Origin of the sequence: Gordonia namibiensis NBRC 108229, assembly GCF_000298235.1 — a bacterium.
Lineage (GTDB): Bacteria > Actinomycetota > Actinomycetes > Mycobacteriales > Mycobacteriaceae > Gordonia > Gordonia namibiensis.
The window spans coordinates 93,997-110,310 of sequence record NZ_BAHE01000011.1; the positions used below are offsets into that span (position 1 = coordinate 93,997).

The 16,314-nt window shown below is 67.6% G+C and carries 16 protein-coding genes; 5 read left to right on the forward strand and 11 right to left on the reverse strand.

Annotation, left to right across the window (positions count from 1 at the left end; genetic code table 11):
• Window positions 1-25: 25 nt before the first annotated feature.
• From GONAM_RS07360 to GONAM_RS07395, 8 genes are read right to left on the reverse strand one after another with little or no spacing between them, the layout of a single operon-like run.
• Complete coding sequence (locus tag GONAM_RS07360) at window positions 26-919, reverse strand: SDR family NAD(P)-dependent oxidoreductase (protein ID WP_006866126.1); 894 nt, start codon at window positions 917-919, stop codon at window positions 26-28.
• On the reverse strand, window positions 916-2,184 hold the full coding sequence (locus GONAM_RS07365; RefSeq protein WP_006866127.1) for a hypothetical protein: 1,269 nt from the start codon (window positions 2,182-2,184) through the stop codon (window positions 916-918). Before GONAM_RS07365 ends, GONAM_RS07360 begins: the two co-directional genes overlap by 4 nt.
• A gap of 6 nt (window positions 2,185-2,190) precedes the next feature.
• A complete protein-coding gene (locus tag GONAM_RS07370) occupies window positions 2,191-2,736 on the reverse strand; it encodes a Cif family virulence factor (RefSeq protein ID WP_040535748.1) in 546 nt (181 codons plus the stop codon).
• An 11-nt stretch (window positions 2,737-2,747) separates the two neighbouring features.
• On the reverse strand, window positions 2,748-2,945 hold the full coding sequence (locus GONAM_RS07375; protein ID WP_006866129.1) for a ferredoxin: 198 nt from the start codon (window positions 2,943-2,945) through the stop codon (window positions 2,748-2,750).
• Complete coding sequence (locus GONAM_RS07380) at window positions 2,945-4,312, reverse strand: cytochrome P450 (protein ID WP_006866130.1); 1,368 nt, start codon at window positions 4,310-4,312, stop codon at window positions 2,945-2,947. The genes GONAM_RS07375 and GONAM_RS07380 overlap by 1 nt, the downstream gene beginning before the upstream one ends.
• A complete protein-coding gene (locus GONAM_RS07385; RefSeq protein WP_006866131.1) occupies window positions 4,309-5,145 on the reverse strand; it encodes an SDR family oxidoreductase in 837 nt (278 codons plus the stop codon). Before GONAM_RS07385 ends, GONAM_RS07380 begins: the two co-directional genes overlap by 4 nt.
• On the reverse strand, window positions 5,145-6,389 hold the full coding sequence (locus tag GONAM_RS07390) for a cytochrome P450 (RefSeq protein ID WP_006866132.1): 1,245 nt from the start codon (window positions 6,387-6,389) through the stop codon (window positions 5,145-5,147). The genes GONAM_RS07385 and GONAM_RS07390 overlap by 1 nt, the downstream gene beginning before the upstream one ends.
• Window positions 6,389-6,970: a TetR/AcrR family transcriptional regulator gene (locus GONAM_RS07395; protein ID WP_006866133.1), complete on the reverse strand. Its 582-nt coding sequence runs from the start codon at window positions 6,968-6,970 to the stop codon at window positions 6,389-6,391. Before GONAM_RS07395 ends, GONAM_RS07390 begins: the two co-directional genes overlap by 1 nt.
• Window positions 6,971-7,034: 64 nt before the next feature.
• Here GONAM_RS07395 and GONAM_RS07400 point away from each other — a divergent pair, with 64 nt between their 5' ends.
• Genes GONAM_RS07400 through GONAM_RS07420 form a run of 5 tightly spaced genes read left to right on the forward strand, consistent with a single transcriptional unit; the run spans window position 7,035 to window position 11,883 of the window.
• The gene (locus GONAM_RS07400; RefSeq protein ID WP_006866134.1) at window positions 7,035-8,501 is read left to right on the forward strand and encodes an aldehyde dehydrogenase; all 1,467 of its coding nucleotides are present in this window, start codon (window positions 7,035-7,037) and stop codon (window positions 8,499-8,501) included.
• A gap of 22 nt (window positions 8,502-8,523) precedes the next feature.
• Window positions 8,524-9,264, forward strand: a complete 741-nt coding sequence (locus GONAM_RS07405) for an SDR family oxidoreductase (RefSeq protein WP_006866135.1) — start codon at window positions 8,524-8,526, stop codon at window positions 9,262-9,264.
• Window positions 9,261-10,142 (forward strand): NAD(P)-dependent oxidoreductase, encoded by an 882-nt coding sequence (locus tag GONAM_RS07410; protein ID WP_006866136.1) that lies wholly within the window; start codon window positions 9,261-9,263, stop codon window positions 10,140-10,142. Before GONAM_RS07405 ends, GONAM_RS07410 begins: the two co-directional genes overlap by 4 nt.
• On the forward strand, window positions 10,139-10,528 hold the full coding sequence (locus GONAM_RS07415) for a carboxymuconolactone decarboxylase family protein (RefSeq protein ID WP_006866137.1): 390 nt from the start codon (window positions 10,139-10,141) through the stop codon (window positions 10,526-10,528). Before GONAM_RS07410 ends, GONAM_RS07415 begins: the two co-directional genes overlap by 4 nt.
• A complete protein-coding gene (locus GONAM_RS07420) occupies window positions 10,525-11,883 on the forward strand; it encodes an alpha/beta hydrolase domain-containing protein (RefSeq protein WP_006866138.1) in 1,359 nt (452 codons plus the stop codon). Before GONAM_RS07415 ends, GONAM_RS07420 begins: the two co-directional genes overlap by 4 nt.
• Window positions 11,884-12,024: 141 nt before the next feature.
• Here GONAM_RS07420 and GONAM_RS07425 read toward each other — a convergent pair whose 3' ends face one another.
• The 3 genes from GONAM_RS07425 to GONAM_RS07435 are packed head-to-tail and all read right to left on the reverse strand — an operon-like array spanning window position 12,025 to window position 16,295.
• Complete coding sequence (locus GONAM_RS07425; RefSeq protein WP_006866139.1) at window positions 12,025-13,197, reverse strand: alpha/beta fold hydrolase; 1,173 nt, start codon at window positions 13,195-13,197, stop codon at window positions 12,025-12,027.
• Window positions 13,194-14,642 (reverse strand): wax ester/triacylglycerol synthase domain-containing protein, encoded by a 1,449-nt coding sequence (locus GONAM_RS07430; protein WP_006866140.1) that lies wholly within the window; start codon window positions 14,640-14,642, stop codon window positions 13,194-13,196. The genes GONAM_RS07425 and GONAM_RS07430 overlap by 4 nt, the downstream gene beginning before the upstream one ends.
• Before the next feature lie 3 nt (window positions 14,643-14,645).
• Window positions 14,646-16,295: an AMP-binding protein gene (locus GONAM_RS07435; RefSeq protein ID WP_006866141.1), complete on the reverse strand. Its 1,650-nt coding sequence runs from the start codon at window positions 16,293-16,295 to the stop codon at window positions 14,646-14,648.
• Window positions 16,296-16,314 lie beyond the last annotated feature (19 nt).

Here is a 16,314-nt window from a genome sequence, read left to right on the forward strand (position 1 = left end):
CTCGGCTACTCGACCAGCAGGATACTCAGCCGAGCAACTCCGCCAGCTCGCCGAGGCTGTAGGGCGAGGTGTCCTTGTGATCCCGGTAGGCGATGAAGCCGGCCTGCTGTGCCTCGAACCGGCCGATGAAACCGCCGGCCGCACTGAAGATGTTGCCGGTGAGGTGGTCGGCGGCGTCGCTGGCGAGAAACACATACAGCGGCGCCACGTATTCCGGCGGCGCCGGGTCCAGTGCCGCGTCTCGGGTCAGGTCGTCGAGAATTCCCCGACGGTGAAGGCCCTCGATGTGGGCGACGTAATCCTCACCGGTGGACAACCGCGACCTGGCGCCGGGCATCACGACGTTGACGCGGACGCGATCTTCGGCGAGGTCCGACGCGGCGGCGAGGGCCAGCGCGTTGACGCCGCCCTTCGCTGCGGGATAGCCACTGCCACCGAACATCCCGAGCGACGCGGCCGAGCCGGTGAGCACGATCGAACCCGAGCCCTGCTCGACGAAGACCCGTCCTGCGGCCTGGAGCAGGTGGAACGCAGACATGAGGTGCGCGTCCACCTGCGTCCGGAACTCGTCGGGAGTGATGGTCAGCACCGTCGATCCGGCGGGTTCGGCGATGCCCGCGCAGTTGATCGCGATGTCGAGTGCGCCGAACTCGGTGAGCGCGGCGTCGACCATCTGTTGGGCGACGCCGTCGTCGCCGGCCGAGCCCCGGATGCCGACGGCCTGTCCCCCGCCGCCGCGGATCTCCGCGACGGTCTCCTCGAGCGCATCTGCGTCGCGCCCGTTGACGACGACCGAAACCCCCTGACCTGCCAGCGCATACGCCACCGTGAGGCCGATGCCGCGGGTGGCGCCCGCGATCACGGCGACCCGGCCACCCAGTCCGGCAGCCCCGGGGGACCAGCCGCCGCTCGGATTCACGCCGAGCTGCCGACCGGCGTGATCGGGATCGAGCGGCCTCGGTCGACGAACTCGAAACTCGCACCGCCGCTGAACCGCGCGACGGCCACCTCCCCGCTCTCCTTCTGCGCGGTGTCCGACCTGACGATGCGGATCTCGAGCGCATCATCGGTCTCGACGGCACCTTCGACGGTCAGGTACGGGCTCACTCCGGTGGCGGCGGCTTGCAGCGGTTCCAGATGATCCGGCGTGAGGATCGACATCCAACCGCCGTCGGTCATCGCGTCGGACTTCCGCGGCAACCGTACGACGACGAAATCTTCGTCGGCGACAGCGGCCAGACCGGTGTACTGCGCCGGCCCGAAGCACGGATGCAGGGCCAGCACCTGCGCCAGGCCTTCGGCATCGGTGGACAGGTCGAGGGCCGCGCGAATCCGGTCCGCCGCCAGACCGGCGATCCCGATCAGCTGCTTACGGAAGATCTCGACGACCTGATCCTCGCTCTCGGCATACCGCCGCAGGCTGAGCAGGAAGCCGAGGGACAGCAACTGATGTTGCAGCGCAACCTCTTCGGCGATCCGCACGAGCGCTGACGTCGACCACTCCGCGAACTGCAGATCCTCGACGAGTGGGCCTCGGTAGTCCACCCAGCCGTCGGTCGACGACGCGTCGATCGCGGACAGTTCGATCTGGCCGGCACGCGTCCCGAACATCACCTCCGCGTCCGGCGGAAGCGGCAGCTCCTCGCGGTCCGGTTCGATGGTGACCGTCCACTCGCAGTGTGGGGTCCGGTCGACAGGGCGTCGAGGCGGCCGGTGCACCGGTCGGATACGCGCCCGGCGATTGGTCGCGATGGCGGTCGCGTCGAAAGTCGGGTCCTCGATGTCGTGGCACATCGTCGTGACGTAGTCGTCGCCGAGCGGTTCGACGTCGAGCAGTGCGCCGCAGTGGTCGAGGACGAACGAACCGTGGTACTTGTCGTCGACGCGGTACCGAAAGTCCATGAACTGCGGCGGCGCACCGATGTCGAGCTGGAGACACTTGAACATGTCCTCGACGCCGTCGCCGTCGACGCCGAACACGGTCCGGACCCGGCTCGTGTAGACCGGGCTCGCGGCCATCCATTCCTCGATCGCGATCCGGCCCATGATGTCTCGCCCGAAAGCACTGATGAGGTGCGCCATCCCGCTGCGGTCGATCATCTGACCGGACAGCAGGAGCTCGGGGACCAAGACGGCGAGCTGTTCCTGACCCAGACCTTGATACGTGGGGGCTGTGGTTGTCATGTCAGGTCACCAGAACGCGACCGGCGCCTTACCGAAGTCGTACCACCCCGGCAGGTTGCCCGGCGCGGCCTTCTCCACCCGCTTGAGCATTCCGTCGCTCATGGCGTTGTTCTGCATCATCTCGATGAACAGCGCGGAGACGTTGCCGTAGTCGAAGAAGTCACGCTGCCAGGAGAATTGGAAGTTGCCGCCGTACTTGAACCAGCTGCCCTGGATGCCCTCCAGCGCGTAGTGGCTGCCGTCCTCACGGGTGCCCTCGTAGATCTGCTTCCAGAGCCCGATCATGTCGCCGGTCTTCTCGTCGATGACCCAGGCCTGATACGGGTACTCCCAGCCCTCGAGTCCCTCCATCTCCTGGCCGAGGGCGAGTTCGCGGATCTCCTCGCGACCCACGGCCATGAAGTCCTTCTTCGGGCCGTAGTTCCAGCCGTAGGTGGCGTCCTCGGTGTAGAACTCGGCGAGCGGCTTCCAGTCCCCCGCCTTCTCCGCCTCGATGTTGGCGGCGAGCCACCGCTCCTTCATCTCTTCCAGCTCCGCACGGTCAAAAGACATGTGTTCCACCTTCACTCGTCATCTTCGATGAGACGCAACGCTTGCGTCGGGCAGTACTGCACGGCGGCCTCGACCGCGGCTCGCCGGGATTCGTCGGGGTTGGCGTCGCGGATCTCCACGTGGTCCATCTTCGCGGCGAAGACCTCGGGGGCCTCCAGCTCACACATGCCGTGCCCCTGGCACAGATCCAGATCGACCTCGATGCGCATCAGCGATCCTGACGCTTACGGTAGGCAACGCGGCACGGCTGCTGCAGCTGAACGACCATCTTGGAGTGGTCGTTCCGGTAGGTCTCCGAGGGCTGCAGCATCTCGAACTCGTAGTTCTGGAACAGGACCGAGAAGATCGCCTTGAGCTGCATGATCGCGAATTGCGCACCGACACAACGATGACGACCCGCACCGAACGGAATCCAGGTCCAGCGATTGACCAGGTCCTCCTGCCGCGGCTTGTCGTACCGATCGGGGTCGAAGGCACCTGCGTCCGGGAAGTCCTCAGGCAGACGGTTCGAGATCGCCGGCGACACCGCGATCGACTGACCGGCGGCGATCTCGTAGTCCTCGACGTGGAAGTTCTTCTGCACCACGCGCATCAGGATGATCAGCGGCGGGTGGAGTCGAAGTGCCTCTTTGAGCGCGTTCTCGAGCTGCGGCATCTGTCGGGTGTGCGCGAACGTGTACTCAGGACGCTCCCCGTCCGGGGTGTCGCCGTAGATCTCGTCGAGTTCGTCGTAGACCCGCTTCATGTACTCCGGGTTTCGCAGCAACTCGATGAGCGTCCACGCCGCGGTGCCCGACGTCGTGTGGTGGCCGGCGAACATCATCGAGATGAACATGCCGGTGATCGTGTTCGCGTCGAAGCCGACCTGGACGAGGACGTCCATCAGGTCGCGATCTTCCTTGTCTTCGGTCGGGTTCGCGATCCGCTCGTCCATCACACCCTGGATGAACTCGACCAGCTCAGCGCGCGCCTCGTCGCGCTTGCGGAAACTCTCGATGTCGGCGTTGTAGTCGACGTAGGCGATCGGGTCGGTGCCCTTCTCCAGGTCGTGAAAGAGATGGGCGATGTGCCCGTTGAGCCGCTCGCGGAACTTGCGCCCGATGAGGCACGCCGACGAGGTGTACAGCGTGAGTTCGGAGAAGAAGTCGAGGAGATCGATCTCCCCCTCGTCGCCCCACTCGGCGATGATGCGTTCCGCCTCGTTGGGGATCGTCACCGCATGCTGCTTCATGTGGGCGCCCTTGAGGGCGGAGTTGTGGATCGCTTTGGAGCGTTCCTCGGGACTCGCGTCGAACACGACGCCCTCACCGAACACCGGGGTCATGAACGGGTAGGCGGCCGCCTGGTCGAGGTCTTCCTCCGGTGCCCGGAAGAACTCCTCGTTGGCCGCGGCCCCGGACACCAGGACCACCTCGCGGTCGGCGAGCTGGAACAGGCCGACGTCGCCGCATTCCTCGCGGACGCGCCAGAACAGCGAGATCGGGTCGGAGGCGAGTTCGTCGAGATGTCCGTGTTCGCCCTCGCCGCCGGAAACGCGAGGCGGCTTCTTCAGGCCTGATTCGGTGATGGCGGTCATCGATCGGTCCCCTTGTCCTTCGTCGACTGTGGGTCTGCTGGTGTCTTGCCGGAACTCCGGTCGCGGGAGACGGCCCCTTCGGCCTCCACCTCGACGGCGCGCATGTGGGCGCCGCGCGGCATGCTGACCATGGCCGCGACGGCGAGCGCGATGTGGTGTGGTTCGAGGAAATTGCCGTGGCGCGCCAGACCGTGCTTGATCCAGTCGTTGAGCATGTCCTCGGTGGTCTTCGGATCGAGGTTCATGCCCATGCCGGTCAGGGTCTGGCCCGGCCGGACCACGCCCGCGCGCACGCCGGTGCCCTCGAGTTCGAGCTGGATGGTCGCCACCAGTCCGTCGATTCCCGACTTCGCCGCCACATAGGCCGACGACCAGGGTCGCGGGTGGAGCACGACATCGGAGCCGATGAAGACGAAATCGCCGCGCGCACGGTCGATCATGCCGCCGATGACCGCGCGGTAGATGCGGTAGGCGCCGGTGAGGTGGATGTTGACCTGGTCGGCGAAATGCTCCGGGCTCGTCTCATAGGAGAGCCCGACCGCGAGGTCTCCGGCGCCGGCGACCACGATCTCGAGTTCACCGAGGGCGGCCTCCGCCTTCGCCACGCAGTCGACGACCGACTGTTCGTCGGTCACGTCGAGCGGCACCGCGACCGCTTCGCCACCCGCCGCGATGATCTTGTCGGCGAGTTCCTGCAGCTTCTCGACGCGCCGGGCCGCGAGGGCAACCGGATGGCCGGCGGCGGCGAGGTGTTCGGCGGTTGCCGCGCCGATACCCGAGGACGCTCCTGCGACGAGGACCGGTCGACGCTCGGGGTGGGGACGAAAAGCCATCAGCGCACCGTCACTTTCACGGGGAGTTCGGCGAAACCGCGCACGTTGACCGAGTGCACCCGGACCGCCTTGTCGATGTCGATGTCGACCGCGCGGATCGACCGGATCACCTCGCCGAGACCGATGTTGGCCTCCAGACGGGCGAGGTGGGCGCCGAGGCAGAAGTGCGCACCGAGGCCGAAGCTCATCAGTGCCTGCCCGTTGTCGCGCCCGATGTCGTACTTGTCGGCGTCCGGACCGAAGACCTCTTCGTCGCGGTTCGCCGAGCCGACGAGGAGGAGCACGCGGTCGCCGGCCGGGATGACGTGATCACCGTAGGGAGCGTCCTCGAGCACGCGACGCACGACGATCTGCGTCGAATTGTCGTAGCGGAGCGTCTCCTCGGTCCACTGCGGGACCGCGACCTCCGGGTCGGCGAACACCTTGGCCAGCTCGTCGGGATTGCGCCAGCCCCAATACAGGGCATTGGCAAGGAGTTTGGTGGTCGTCTCGTTGCCCGCGACCACCATCAGCACCATGAAGCCGACGATCTCGTCCTCGGTGAGCTTGATCCTCTCACCGGTCTCGTCGTCGTCGATCTCGGCCTCGATCAGCGCCGAGACCAGATCCTCGCCGGGGTTCTTCCGACGGTCGGCTATGAGTTCCGAATAGTACTTGTGCAGTTCGATGTACGCGTAGATCGCGGCCTCGGGGATGTCGAGGACGCCGTCCTCGCGGTGGAGCAGCAGATCGGACTGGTGACGCAGGTGCGTGCGGTCGGCCTCGGGGACGCCCAGCAGCTCGGAGACCACGTCCATCGGCAGGAGCGCGGCGAAGTCGTGGACGTAGTCGAACTCGCCCATGTCGAGGCACTTGCTCCAGTGCTGGTGGGTGAGCGCCGTGATCCGGCCGGTGAGGTCGTTGACCCGGCGCGGTGTGAAACCCTTCGACACCAGCTTGCGGATCCGCATGTGCTTCGGGTCGTCCATGGCGAGGAAGGACATCGACTTGTGCGCGTCGGGTCCGTACGCCGACGGGTCCATCGACACGCCCCAGCTGTTCGAGAATCGTTGCACGTCACGGAATCCTGCTCGGACGTCGGCGTGGTTCGCCAGCGCCCAGAAATTCATCTCGGCGTTGTAGTAGACCGGCGACTCCCGGCGGAGTCGCGCATAGGTCGGATACGGATCCTCGTGAAAGTCGTAGGCATACGGGTCGAAGGGGAGCGCTCGCTCCATCCCCGGCACCGATGTCGTTTCGGTCATCACTTCTCCATCAGTAGATGTGCTGCGGCAACAAGTCTTTCGGAGGTCTGCTCGTAGGTCATGTGGCCCATGCCGGCGTAGACGAGGCCGCCGGAGTAGATCATCTCCAGGGCGTCGAGCAGCGGTCCGGGGTTCTCCGGGTCCACCTCGAGCGCGGCTGCGAGGCGTCGGCGGATGAACACACCGATGCGCACGCGGAGGTGCTCGACGTCGGGATCGGTACCCAACAGCGCAACGGTGACCGCCCCGCCGAGCTGCCCCTCGCCGGCGACGACCAGTGCGACCTCGCGGAGCACCTGGGCGACCCGCTCGGCGGGCGTCGCAGAGGGGTCGGGTTCGGAGACACCCGCGGACAGCCGACGCCAGAACACCTCGGCGACAAGATGACTCTTCGAGGAGAAGTAGGTGTACGCCGTGGCGGGCGCGACCCCCGCGAGCTTGGCCACCGAGCGCACGGTGAGCCCGTCGAACCCCTCGGCGTTCAACACGTCCACCGCCGCATCCGTGAGTCGCGCGACCGTCTCGGCCTGCTGCTGTGTCAGTCGGCGACGTGTGGATTCCTGGGACACGGGGCTGGACATGTGAGCCACGCTACACTAGGTTTGAACGCGAGTCCAGACACCTGTCCAGATGGAGTTCCAGCTCATGCCCCTTCGCCCCGAATCCGCGTCGGACCTGTTGATCGACGGCAAACTCACCCCCGGCAGCGGTGGTGTCTTCGACGTCGTCAATCCGGCGACCGAGGAGGTCATCGGGCAGGCCGCCGAGGCCACCGCGGCCGACATGGACGCCGCGATCGCCGCCGCTCGCACCGCTTTCGACACCACCGACTGGTCGCGCGACCACGCCTTCCGCGCCCGCTGCCTCCGCCAGCTCCGCGACGCCCTGCTCGCCCATGCCGACGAGTTCCGGGAGCTGACGATCGCCGAGGTCGGTTGCCCGTCGTTCCTCACCCACGGCCCGCAGTTCGAGGGCCCCGTCACCGACCTCGGCTACTTCGCCGACCTCGCCGAGAGTTATGAGTGGACCCGCGATCTCGGCACCGCGAAGCCGATGGGCATCAAGAACCATCGTGAGCTGCGGTCGGAGGCGATCGGCGTCGTCGGCGCGATCACCCCGTGGAACTTCCCGCACCAGATCAACTTCGCCAAGATCGGACCAGCCCTCGCCGCCGGATGCACCGTCGTCCTCAAGCCCGCACCCGACACCCCGTGGTGCGCCGCGCTGGTCGGCAAGGTCGTCGCCGAGGAGACCGACTTCCCACCCGGCGTGCTCAACATCGTCACCTCGACCGACCACCGGCTCGGTGAGCAACTCAGCACCGACCCCCGCGTCGACCTCGTCTCCTTCACCGGCTCCACCGCGACCGGCAAGAAGGTGATGGCGGCCGCGTCGGAGTCGCTGAAGAAGGTGTTCCTCGAGCTGGGCGGCAAGTCCGCGTTCATCGTGCTCGACGACGCCGACATCGGTTCCGCCTGCGCGATGGCCGCTTTCAACGTCGTCACCCACGCCGGCCAGGGGTGTGCGATCACCACCCGACTGGTGGTCCCCCGCACCGCGCTCGACGAGGCGATCACCGCGACCCGCGATGCACTGGCAGGCCTCCCGGCCGGGGACCCGACGAGTTCGGGGACCATCTGCGGGCCGCTGATCTCCGAGCGTCAGCGTCAGCGCGTCGAGTCCTACATCGAACTCGCGAAGCAGGAGGGCGGGACGATCGAGATCGGCGGGGGCCGCCCGAACGACAAGCCCAAGGGCTTCTTCGTCGAACCGACGCTCATCTCCGGACTCGACAACTCGGCACGCGTCGCTCAGGAGGAGATCTTCGGCCCGGTGCTGGTGATCATCGCCCACGACGGCGACGACGACGCCATCCGCATCGCGAACGACTCCCCCTACGGACTGTCGGGCATGGTCTACGGCACCGACGAGGACCGGATCAACAAGGTGGTCAACGGTGTTCGCACCGGGACCATGGGCGTCAACGGCGGCATCTGGTACTCCGCCGACGTCCCGTTCGGCGGCTACAAACAGTCCGGCATCGGTCGCGAGATGGGCGTCGCCGGATTCGAGGAATACCTGGAGACCAAGGCCGTCGCCCGGCCCGCCTAGTACCCACACAGAAAGCAGGACAATGAGTTCCAAGCGTTTCGAGAACAAGACCGTCATCGTGACCGGGGCCGCGGGCGGTATCGGTGAGGCCTATGCGCGGGCACTGGCCGCGGAGGGCGCCAACGTCGTGGTCGCCGACCTCGCCGACGAGAAGGGCAAGCAGGTAGCCGCCGACATCGGTGGCCTTTACGTCAGCACCGACGTCGCCGACGAGGAGTCGGCGAAGGCTCTCGCCCAGGCGACGGTCGACGCCTACGGTTCGATCGACGGCCTGGTCAACAACGCCGCCATCTACGGCGGCATGAAGCTCGACTTCCTCATCACCGTGCCGTGGGACTACTACAAGAAGTTCATGAGCGTGAACCTCGACGGTGCGCTCAATGTGACCCGCGCGATCTACCCGCACATGACGAACGGCGGCGGCGCGATCGTCAACCAGTCCTCCACCGCAGCATGGCTGTACAGCGGTTTCTACGGTCTGGCAAAGGTCGGCGTCAACGGCCTGACGCAGCAGCTCGCCACCGAGCTCGGCGGGCAGAACATCCGCGTCAACGCCATCGCACCCGGCCCCATCGACACCGAGGCCACGCGCACGACCACTCCCAAGGAGATGGTCGCCGACATCGTGAACCGCCTACCCCTCAAGCGTTTCGGCACGCCTGAGGACCTCGTCGGCATGTGCCTGTTCCTGCTGTCCGACGAGGCCGGCTGGATCACGGGGCAGATCTTCAACGTCGACGGTGGACAGGTCATCCGGTCATGAGCGAGGACACCCCGATCCGCCTGGGGTATGTCGGCCTCGGCAACATCGGCGGCCCGATGGCCGGCAGCCTCGCCGCGTGGCCGGGCGGTCTCACCGTGTTCGACCTGTCCGACGAGGCGATCGCGAAGGTCGTCGACAAGGGCGCGAAGGCGGCCGGTTCGCTCGCCGAACTCGCTTCCGGCGCCGACATCATCGGGATCTGCGTTCTGAACGACGAGCAGGTCCGGTCGGTGGTCGCCGGTCCCGACGGCCTCCTGTCGACGGCCCGCCCGGGCACCATCATCACCGTCCACTCGACGATCGGTCCGGAGACCGCGATCGATCTCGCGAAACAGTGCGCCGAACGGGATGTCATCCTGCTCGACGCCCCGATCTCCGGCGGCGCGATGGGCGCGGCGTCGGGACGGCTGGCGATCATGGTCGGCGGCCCGCGCGAGGCCTACGAGAAGCTGAAGGAACCCTTCCGGCTCACCTCGGACATGCTCGTGCACGCGGGAGTCGAGGTCGGCGCGGGCACGAAGATGAAGCTCGCCCGCAACCTCCTGCACTTCATCTCGTTCACCGCCACCACCGAGGCGGCTCGTCTCGCCGAGGCCGCCGGGCTCGACATCACCAAGCTGGGCAAGGTCGTTCGGCACACCGACGCCATCACCGGCGGTGCCGGCGCGATCATGCTGCGGGAGACCACGGCGACGCTCGACGCCGACGATCCGTGGTACGGCATCTTCACCGGCGTTCGTACACTGGGCGAGAAGGACCTGTCGTTGGCACTCGCACTCGCCGACGACCTCGGCGTCGATCTGCCCCTCGGCCAGATCGCACTCCGCGAGCTGGCCCCCGGACTCGGTGTCCCCCATCTCGAAGGAGAAACCGCATGACCCGATCCAACATCTCCGACGAAGCACCCGACGAGGTGCGCAAGCGCGGTCTCAAGCGGATGTCGGAGGTCTACGGCTGGGAGATGAGCGACGGCCCCGGCGACTACTTCGCGCACACCGCCGATCAGGTGTTCGCCAACGTGTGGGCGCGCGAGGGCCTCTCCGACCGGGATCGGCGACTCATCCTGCTCGGCGCTCTGGCAGCGAGCAACAACATCGACGTCGCCGAGATCCAGGCCGGCGCCGCACTCGGCAACGGCGAACTGACGCCCGAGCAGCTCGAGGAGATCAGCCTCTTCCTCTGCTACTACATCGGCTGGCCCCAGGGAACCAAGATGCACTTCATGTTCGGTGAGGTCATCAAGAAGCACCGGAAGCAGAAGTGAACCAACAGATCACGTTTCGACCCCTGTCCGACGGCAAGGGCTCCTCACTCCTGAGCGCCTCGCCGCTCCCCGACCTCGCGGCCGCCGGATACACCGACACCGAGTACGCGGCGTCGGGAGTTGCCCGTCGCCTCGTCGGCGACGCCGACGCCGACGCCCCGCCGGCCGAGTTCACGACCCGGCTCGTCGTCCGACGCCCCGCCGACGCCGCAGCGTTCAACGGCTGCGTCGTCGTCGAGTGGCTCAACGTGAGCAGCGGCAGCGATGCCGCACCGGAGTACTCGTATCTCGCCGCCGAGCTGGTGCGTGCCGGCTACGCCTGGGTGGGGGTGTCGGCGCAGTACGTCGGCATCGAGGGCGGCGCCGGATCGGTGGGCGTCGCCACCGGTGAACCCCAGAGCCTCGCCGCCAAGGACCCCGATCGCTATGCCGGGCTGCATCATCCCGGCGATGCGTACTGCTACGACATCTTCCGTTCGATCGGCCTCGCGGTCCGCGGTGACCACTCCGGCGAGACCCCGACCCCGGACCACCCGCTCGCCGGGCTGGCCGTCGGCTCGGTGCTCGCGGTCGGCGAATCCCAGTCCGCGATGGCCCTGACCACCTACGCGAATACCGTTGCAGGCGACGGAGATTTCGACGGGTTCCTCATCCACAGCCGTGCCGCTGCAGGGTTGCCCGCGGGCGAGGTCGGCACCGGCATCGACGTGAGCACCGTGTTCAGCGGCGAACCCACCACGATCCGCACCGATCTCGACGCACCGGTCCTCGTCGTGCAGACCGAGACCGATGTGCTGACCAACTTCCGCTACCACCTGGTGCGCCAGCCGGACACCGACCGTCTACGCGTCTGGGAGATCGCCGGCACGTCACATGCCGATCTGCATCAGATCGGCGACTTCGAGGAATTCCTCGGCTGTCCCGACCCGGTGAACCGCGGGCAGCAGCGCTTCGTGCTGCGCGCCGGACTCCGCCACCTCCGCGCCTGGGCCGACGGCGGGGATCCGCCACCGTCCGCCGACCCGTTACGTCTACGCGGCGTGACGACTCCCGAGCCCGAGTTCGAGGTCGACGACATCGGCAACGTCCTCGGCGGCGTCCGCACCCCGTGCGTCGACGCACCGACCCAGGTGCTGAGCGGTGTTGTTCCCGAGCCGATCTCGCGGATCTGCCTGCTCTTCGGGTCGACCCACCCGGTGCCGGAACACCTCCTCGCCGAACGCTACGGAACCCGCGACGAATACGAGAAGCACTACCGCGACGCCGCCGACGCGGCCATCGCCGCAGGGTTCGTACTCGTTGAAGACCGCGACGAACTGATCGCCGACGCACATCCGGAGTCGGTGCCCGAGTAGACGAAACCCCGCCGAAATCCGCCCCCGAAAAGCACCCTGTGCAGCGGCGCCGGCGACATATCGTCGCCGGCACTCGCCTGGAGGGTGGTTATCGGGGGCGGATTTCAGACGCGCTTTTCAGGAGCGCATTTCAGACCAGGCTCAGAACGCCGCGCGCTTGCCTTCCTCGGCCGGTCCTGCGGGGCGGGCGGGTTCGCTGAGGAAACCGTCCGTCGCGTGCCGAATGCCGGTCGAGATGGCGTGGCCGACATGGCTTCCGGGGTACCAGTGGATACGGCCACCCCAGTGTTCGTGGAGTTGTTGTGCCGCCGACACCCAGGTCACGCGGTCGTTGAGAGCCGCGACGACCATCCGACGATCCGGCGGCGCGATCGGCGTGACCCGCAGCGGGCTGATCACACTGGCGACCTCGCGTACCGACTCGTCGCGCATCAACGACGCCAGGTGCTCACCCTTGGGTCCGCCGCGGGACATGTGGTGGGCCAGCGTCGCGTGCATGTCCAGCATCGGCACCACCGCGAGGACGGTGGCGACCCGCGGATCCATCGAAGCGACCAGCGCGGCGATCGGCCCGCCGAGAGATGTTCCGGCGATGGCGATCTCGGCAGGTTCGTGCTGCTCGATCCAGGAGATCAACGACCGGATCTCGGCGACGGCGCGGATGGTGATGAGCGTGTTCACCAGCGGGTCGAAACCCGGGTACGACACCGTCGGCACGCGCCGACCGCCGTGTGCGGGCAGCACCGGGAAGGCGACGTCGTAGCCGAGCTTCTTGTGCAGGTGGGCCGCCCGGAAGGCGTAGAGATCGTCAGGCCGGCCCTGCGCCGCTCCGTGCACCCAGATCAGCCACCGGGCCCCAGACCGGTTCTTGGTCATCACCCGGACCGACGAGATGCCATCGGCATACGGGTCCAGTGACGCCACCGACGCCGGCAGCTTCGCGTCGACGGAGTAGTCGATGTGCTCGAAAGACGTGGTTCCGAAGATCTTGCGATCGCGCGACAGGATGCGGGGCGGACCCGGATCCCGGTGTACCCCGGCAGGTCCGAGGCGTACGAACTCGTCGGCGACGTCGGCGCACCGCGCCACCATCTCCTCGACCGACTCCATCGGCGGGATGTCCCGGATCACGGAGTTGATCGCGATGAACATCTCGTCGATCGCGGTCTCACCGACCTGTCGCGGTCCGCAGCCGGCAGCCGGGATACCCGTTTCCGGATTCCCTCGTCTCGCGGCCAGCGAGCTGCCGATCGCGCGGGGCAGTACGCCCGCGAACAATCCCAGCCGGGCGCGCTCGGTCTCCCAGTCGATCAACTGGCCTCCTGTGCCATGGCACCGATACCGAGCGCATCGGTCGCCTCGTCGACGGCCTCGACGACCCGCCGGAGGAACCCGGCCGGGTCCGGCATCGATTCCGGTGTCGCGATGAGTCCCATGCTCAGCCGTCCGGCGTAACTGTAGGTCGTCAGGTTCACATCCGCGGGCGCAATGGCCAGGGCGAAGGAGATCCAGTCGACCACTTCGATGTCACCGATCCAGCGCGTCGTCCGCGGGCCGGGCATGTTGGCGGTGGTGATGTTGTTCATCACCAGCGGCATCACATTGGCGGCCAGCCCGCGGAACAACGGGCCGAGCCGGCCGGTGTAAGTCGAGAGCTTCTCGGTCAGTTCGAAACCGACCTCGCGACGGCAGGCGACGGCGGCCCCGCAGCTCTCGCCCGTCGCGACGATCCGCTCTACGGGATCGGCGAGGTCGGAGCGCAGATACGCCATGGCGGTGGCGATCTCGTTGCCGTGCACGCGGTTCGACGCGAGGTCCTTGCAGACCCCGAAAATGGTCACCGAGTTGCCCGGCTCCTCGCCGCGGGCGAGAAGCTCGTTGCGGATCGCACCCGCGATCACGCCGTGCAGTGCACCGTTCACCGTGGTGCCCGCGGCCAGGGCGATTCGTTGGATGTCGGCGAGCGGGATGTCGGCCGAGGCGCACACGCGGTCTGCCCCGCTGCGGGCGTTGAAGCTGGTACGACGCACCGTCAGCGGCTTGGGGATCAGGTCGCCGCGTGCCGCTCCACGGCGTGCCCGCACCGCGCGCCGCCCAGCCGAGATCGCCGACGGCACACCGCGGAACAGTCGTCGCGACTCGGCGCGGGCCGCCTTCGTGAGGCTCTTCGTGTCCGGGTCGAGGGCCTCGGGGATCGGTGCCGGGTGAACCCGCTCGCCGGGTTCGGCGGTGGCCGCCATGAAGGTGTTGAGCGCAGCCAGCCCGTCGGCCACCGCGTGGTGTACGCGGACCACGATGGCTTGACGGCCTCCCTCGAGACCGTGGACGAGGGTGAGCCCCCAGAGCGGCAGGTCGCGGTCGAGCTGCCGCACGGCGAGTTCGGACAGGACCGCGTCGAGCTCGGCGCGCCCGCCCGGGGCTGCGGCCGTCAGCTCGTCGATGTGACGGGTGACGTCGAAGGCGTTGTCCTGCACCCAGAACGGGCGTGCCGAGCATCCGGGTACCCAGCGCACCCGCTGGGTGGCGCGCGGGAACATGCCGAGGTAGCGCGGGATCACGTCGGCGATCTCGTCGAGGGTGAGCGGACGGTCGCGCCGGCTCGTGTCCAGCACCGCGACCTTCAGCGTGTGCATCGGATTCGACGGGGACTCCATGTTGAGCATCAGCGAGTCCGGACCGGTCATCCGCTCGGCGTCGTGCGGAACGGGATCGGCGCCGGCGAACAGCTCGGTGACGCGGGGTGTGTTGCGTGCGTTCATCGTTCAGCTCACCTTTCGTTCCGGGGCGGCGGAGAGCAGATCGCGCTTGAGGATCTTGCCGGTGGCGTTGCGGGGCAGCTCGTCGAGGAAGTGGACGTCGCGGGGGACCTTGAACCCGGCCAGCTGTTCCTTGACGTGCTGCCGGATCTGGTCGGCACCGATGAGGGTCTGGGGGGCGCGCACCACGTAGGCGGCCAGGCGCTGACCGAACTTCTCGTCGTCGACGCCGATCACCGCGACCTCGTGGACCTCGTCGAGCGCGCCGATGACCTGCTCGACCTCGAGCGGGTAGACGTTCTCGCCACCGGACACGATCATCTCGTCGTCGCGGCCGACGACGAACAGACGGCCGTTCTCGTCGATCCGTCCGACGTCGCCGGACACCATGTGCCCGTCGCTGAACGCCTTGGTGTCGGCGGTGGTGTAGCCGTCGAAACCGGAGTTGTTGGCGACCACGATGCGACCGATCTCGCCGGTCGGCAGCTCACGATCGTCGTCGTCGAGGATGCGGACGCTGGTGCCGGTCAGCGGGCGACCCGCGGTGTCCGGAGCGACGCGCAGGTCCTCCGGGGTGGCGGTGCTGATCAGCCCGGCCTCGGTGGCGTTATAGCTGTTGTAGACGACGTCGCCGAAGCGGTCGAGGAAGGCGATCAGGGCGTCGGTGCGCATCCGCGAACCGCTGGCCGTCGCGAAGCGCAGACTCGGCATCGGATGGGTCTCGAGGACCTCGTCGGGCAGGTCCATGATGCGTTCGAGCATGACCGGCACGACGGCGAGTCCGGTCGCCTCGTGTTCGCCGACGAGATCCAGTGTGGCCTCGGGGTCGAAGCGCCGACGCATGATCATCGTGCACGTCATGGTCGCCGAGATGGCCACCTGCCCGAATCCCCAGGCGTGGAAGATCGGTGCGGCGATGACCGTGGATTCCCCGGCGCGCCAAGGGATGCGGTCGAGCATCGCGGCCAGCGAGGCGATGTCGGTGCTGCCACCCCGTCGCGCGCCCTTCGGGGTGCCGGTGGTGCCCGAGGTGAGCAGCACGATACGGCCGGCACGCTCGGGGCGCGCGGGGCGTCGACCGAGGTTCGCCTCGATGAGCGAGTCGGTCGTGTCACCGGCCACCGGGCCGGTCTCGGTCCAGGCGTGGATGCGTCGGACATTCGGAAGACGTTCTGCCGCAGGGGCGATGACCGCGTCGAACTCGTCGTCGGCGATGAGGACGTCGGCGCCCTCGCGTTCGAGGACGTCGGCGAGCTGCGGTCCGGCGAACCCGGTGTTGAGCAGCACCGCGTCGGCGCCGAGACGTGATGTCGCGGCAAGGGCCTCGATGAGGCCGCGGTGGTTGCGGCAGAGGATGGCGACGGTGTTCACCGATGTGCCGGGGAGCTCGCGCAGTCCGACGGCCAATGCGTCACACCGCGCGTCGAGTTCGCCCCAGGTGAGTTCGCCGGCCTCGTCGACGAGGGCGAGTCCCTTCGGGGCGCGGGCTGCGGCCAGGCCGATGCCGCTGACCGGCGAGGCGCCGCCGTGGCGTCGCAGGTTGAGTCCCATGCGGATGTACCGGTCGAGTCGCAGTGTGCCGAGGAAGCCACTGCGGATGAGGGTGCGTACGAGCCACGTGTAGGTGGTGATGCGATCGCGAAGGAGCGTGATCATCGTCGATCTCCTTTCGTGG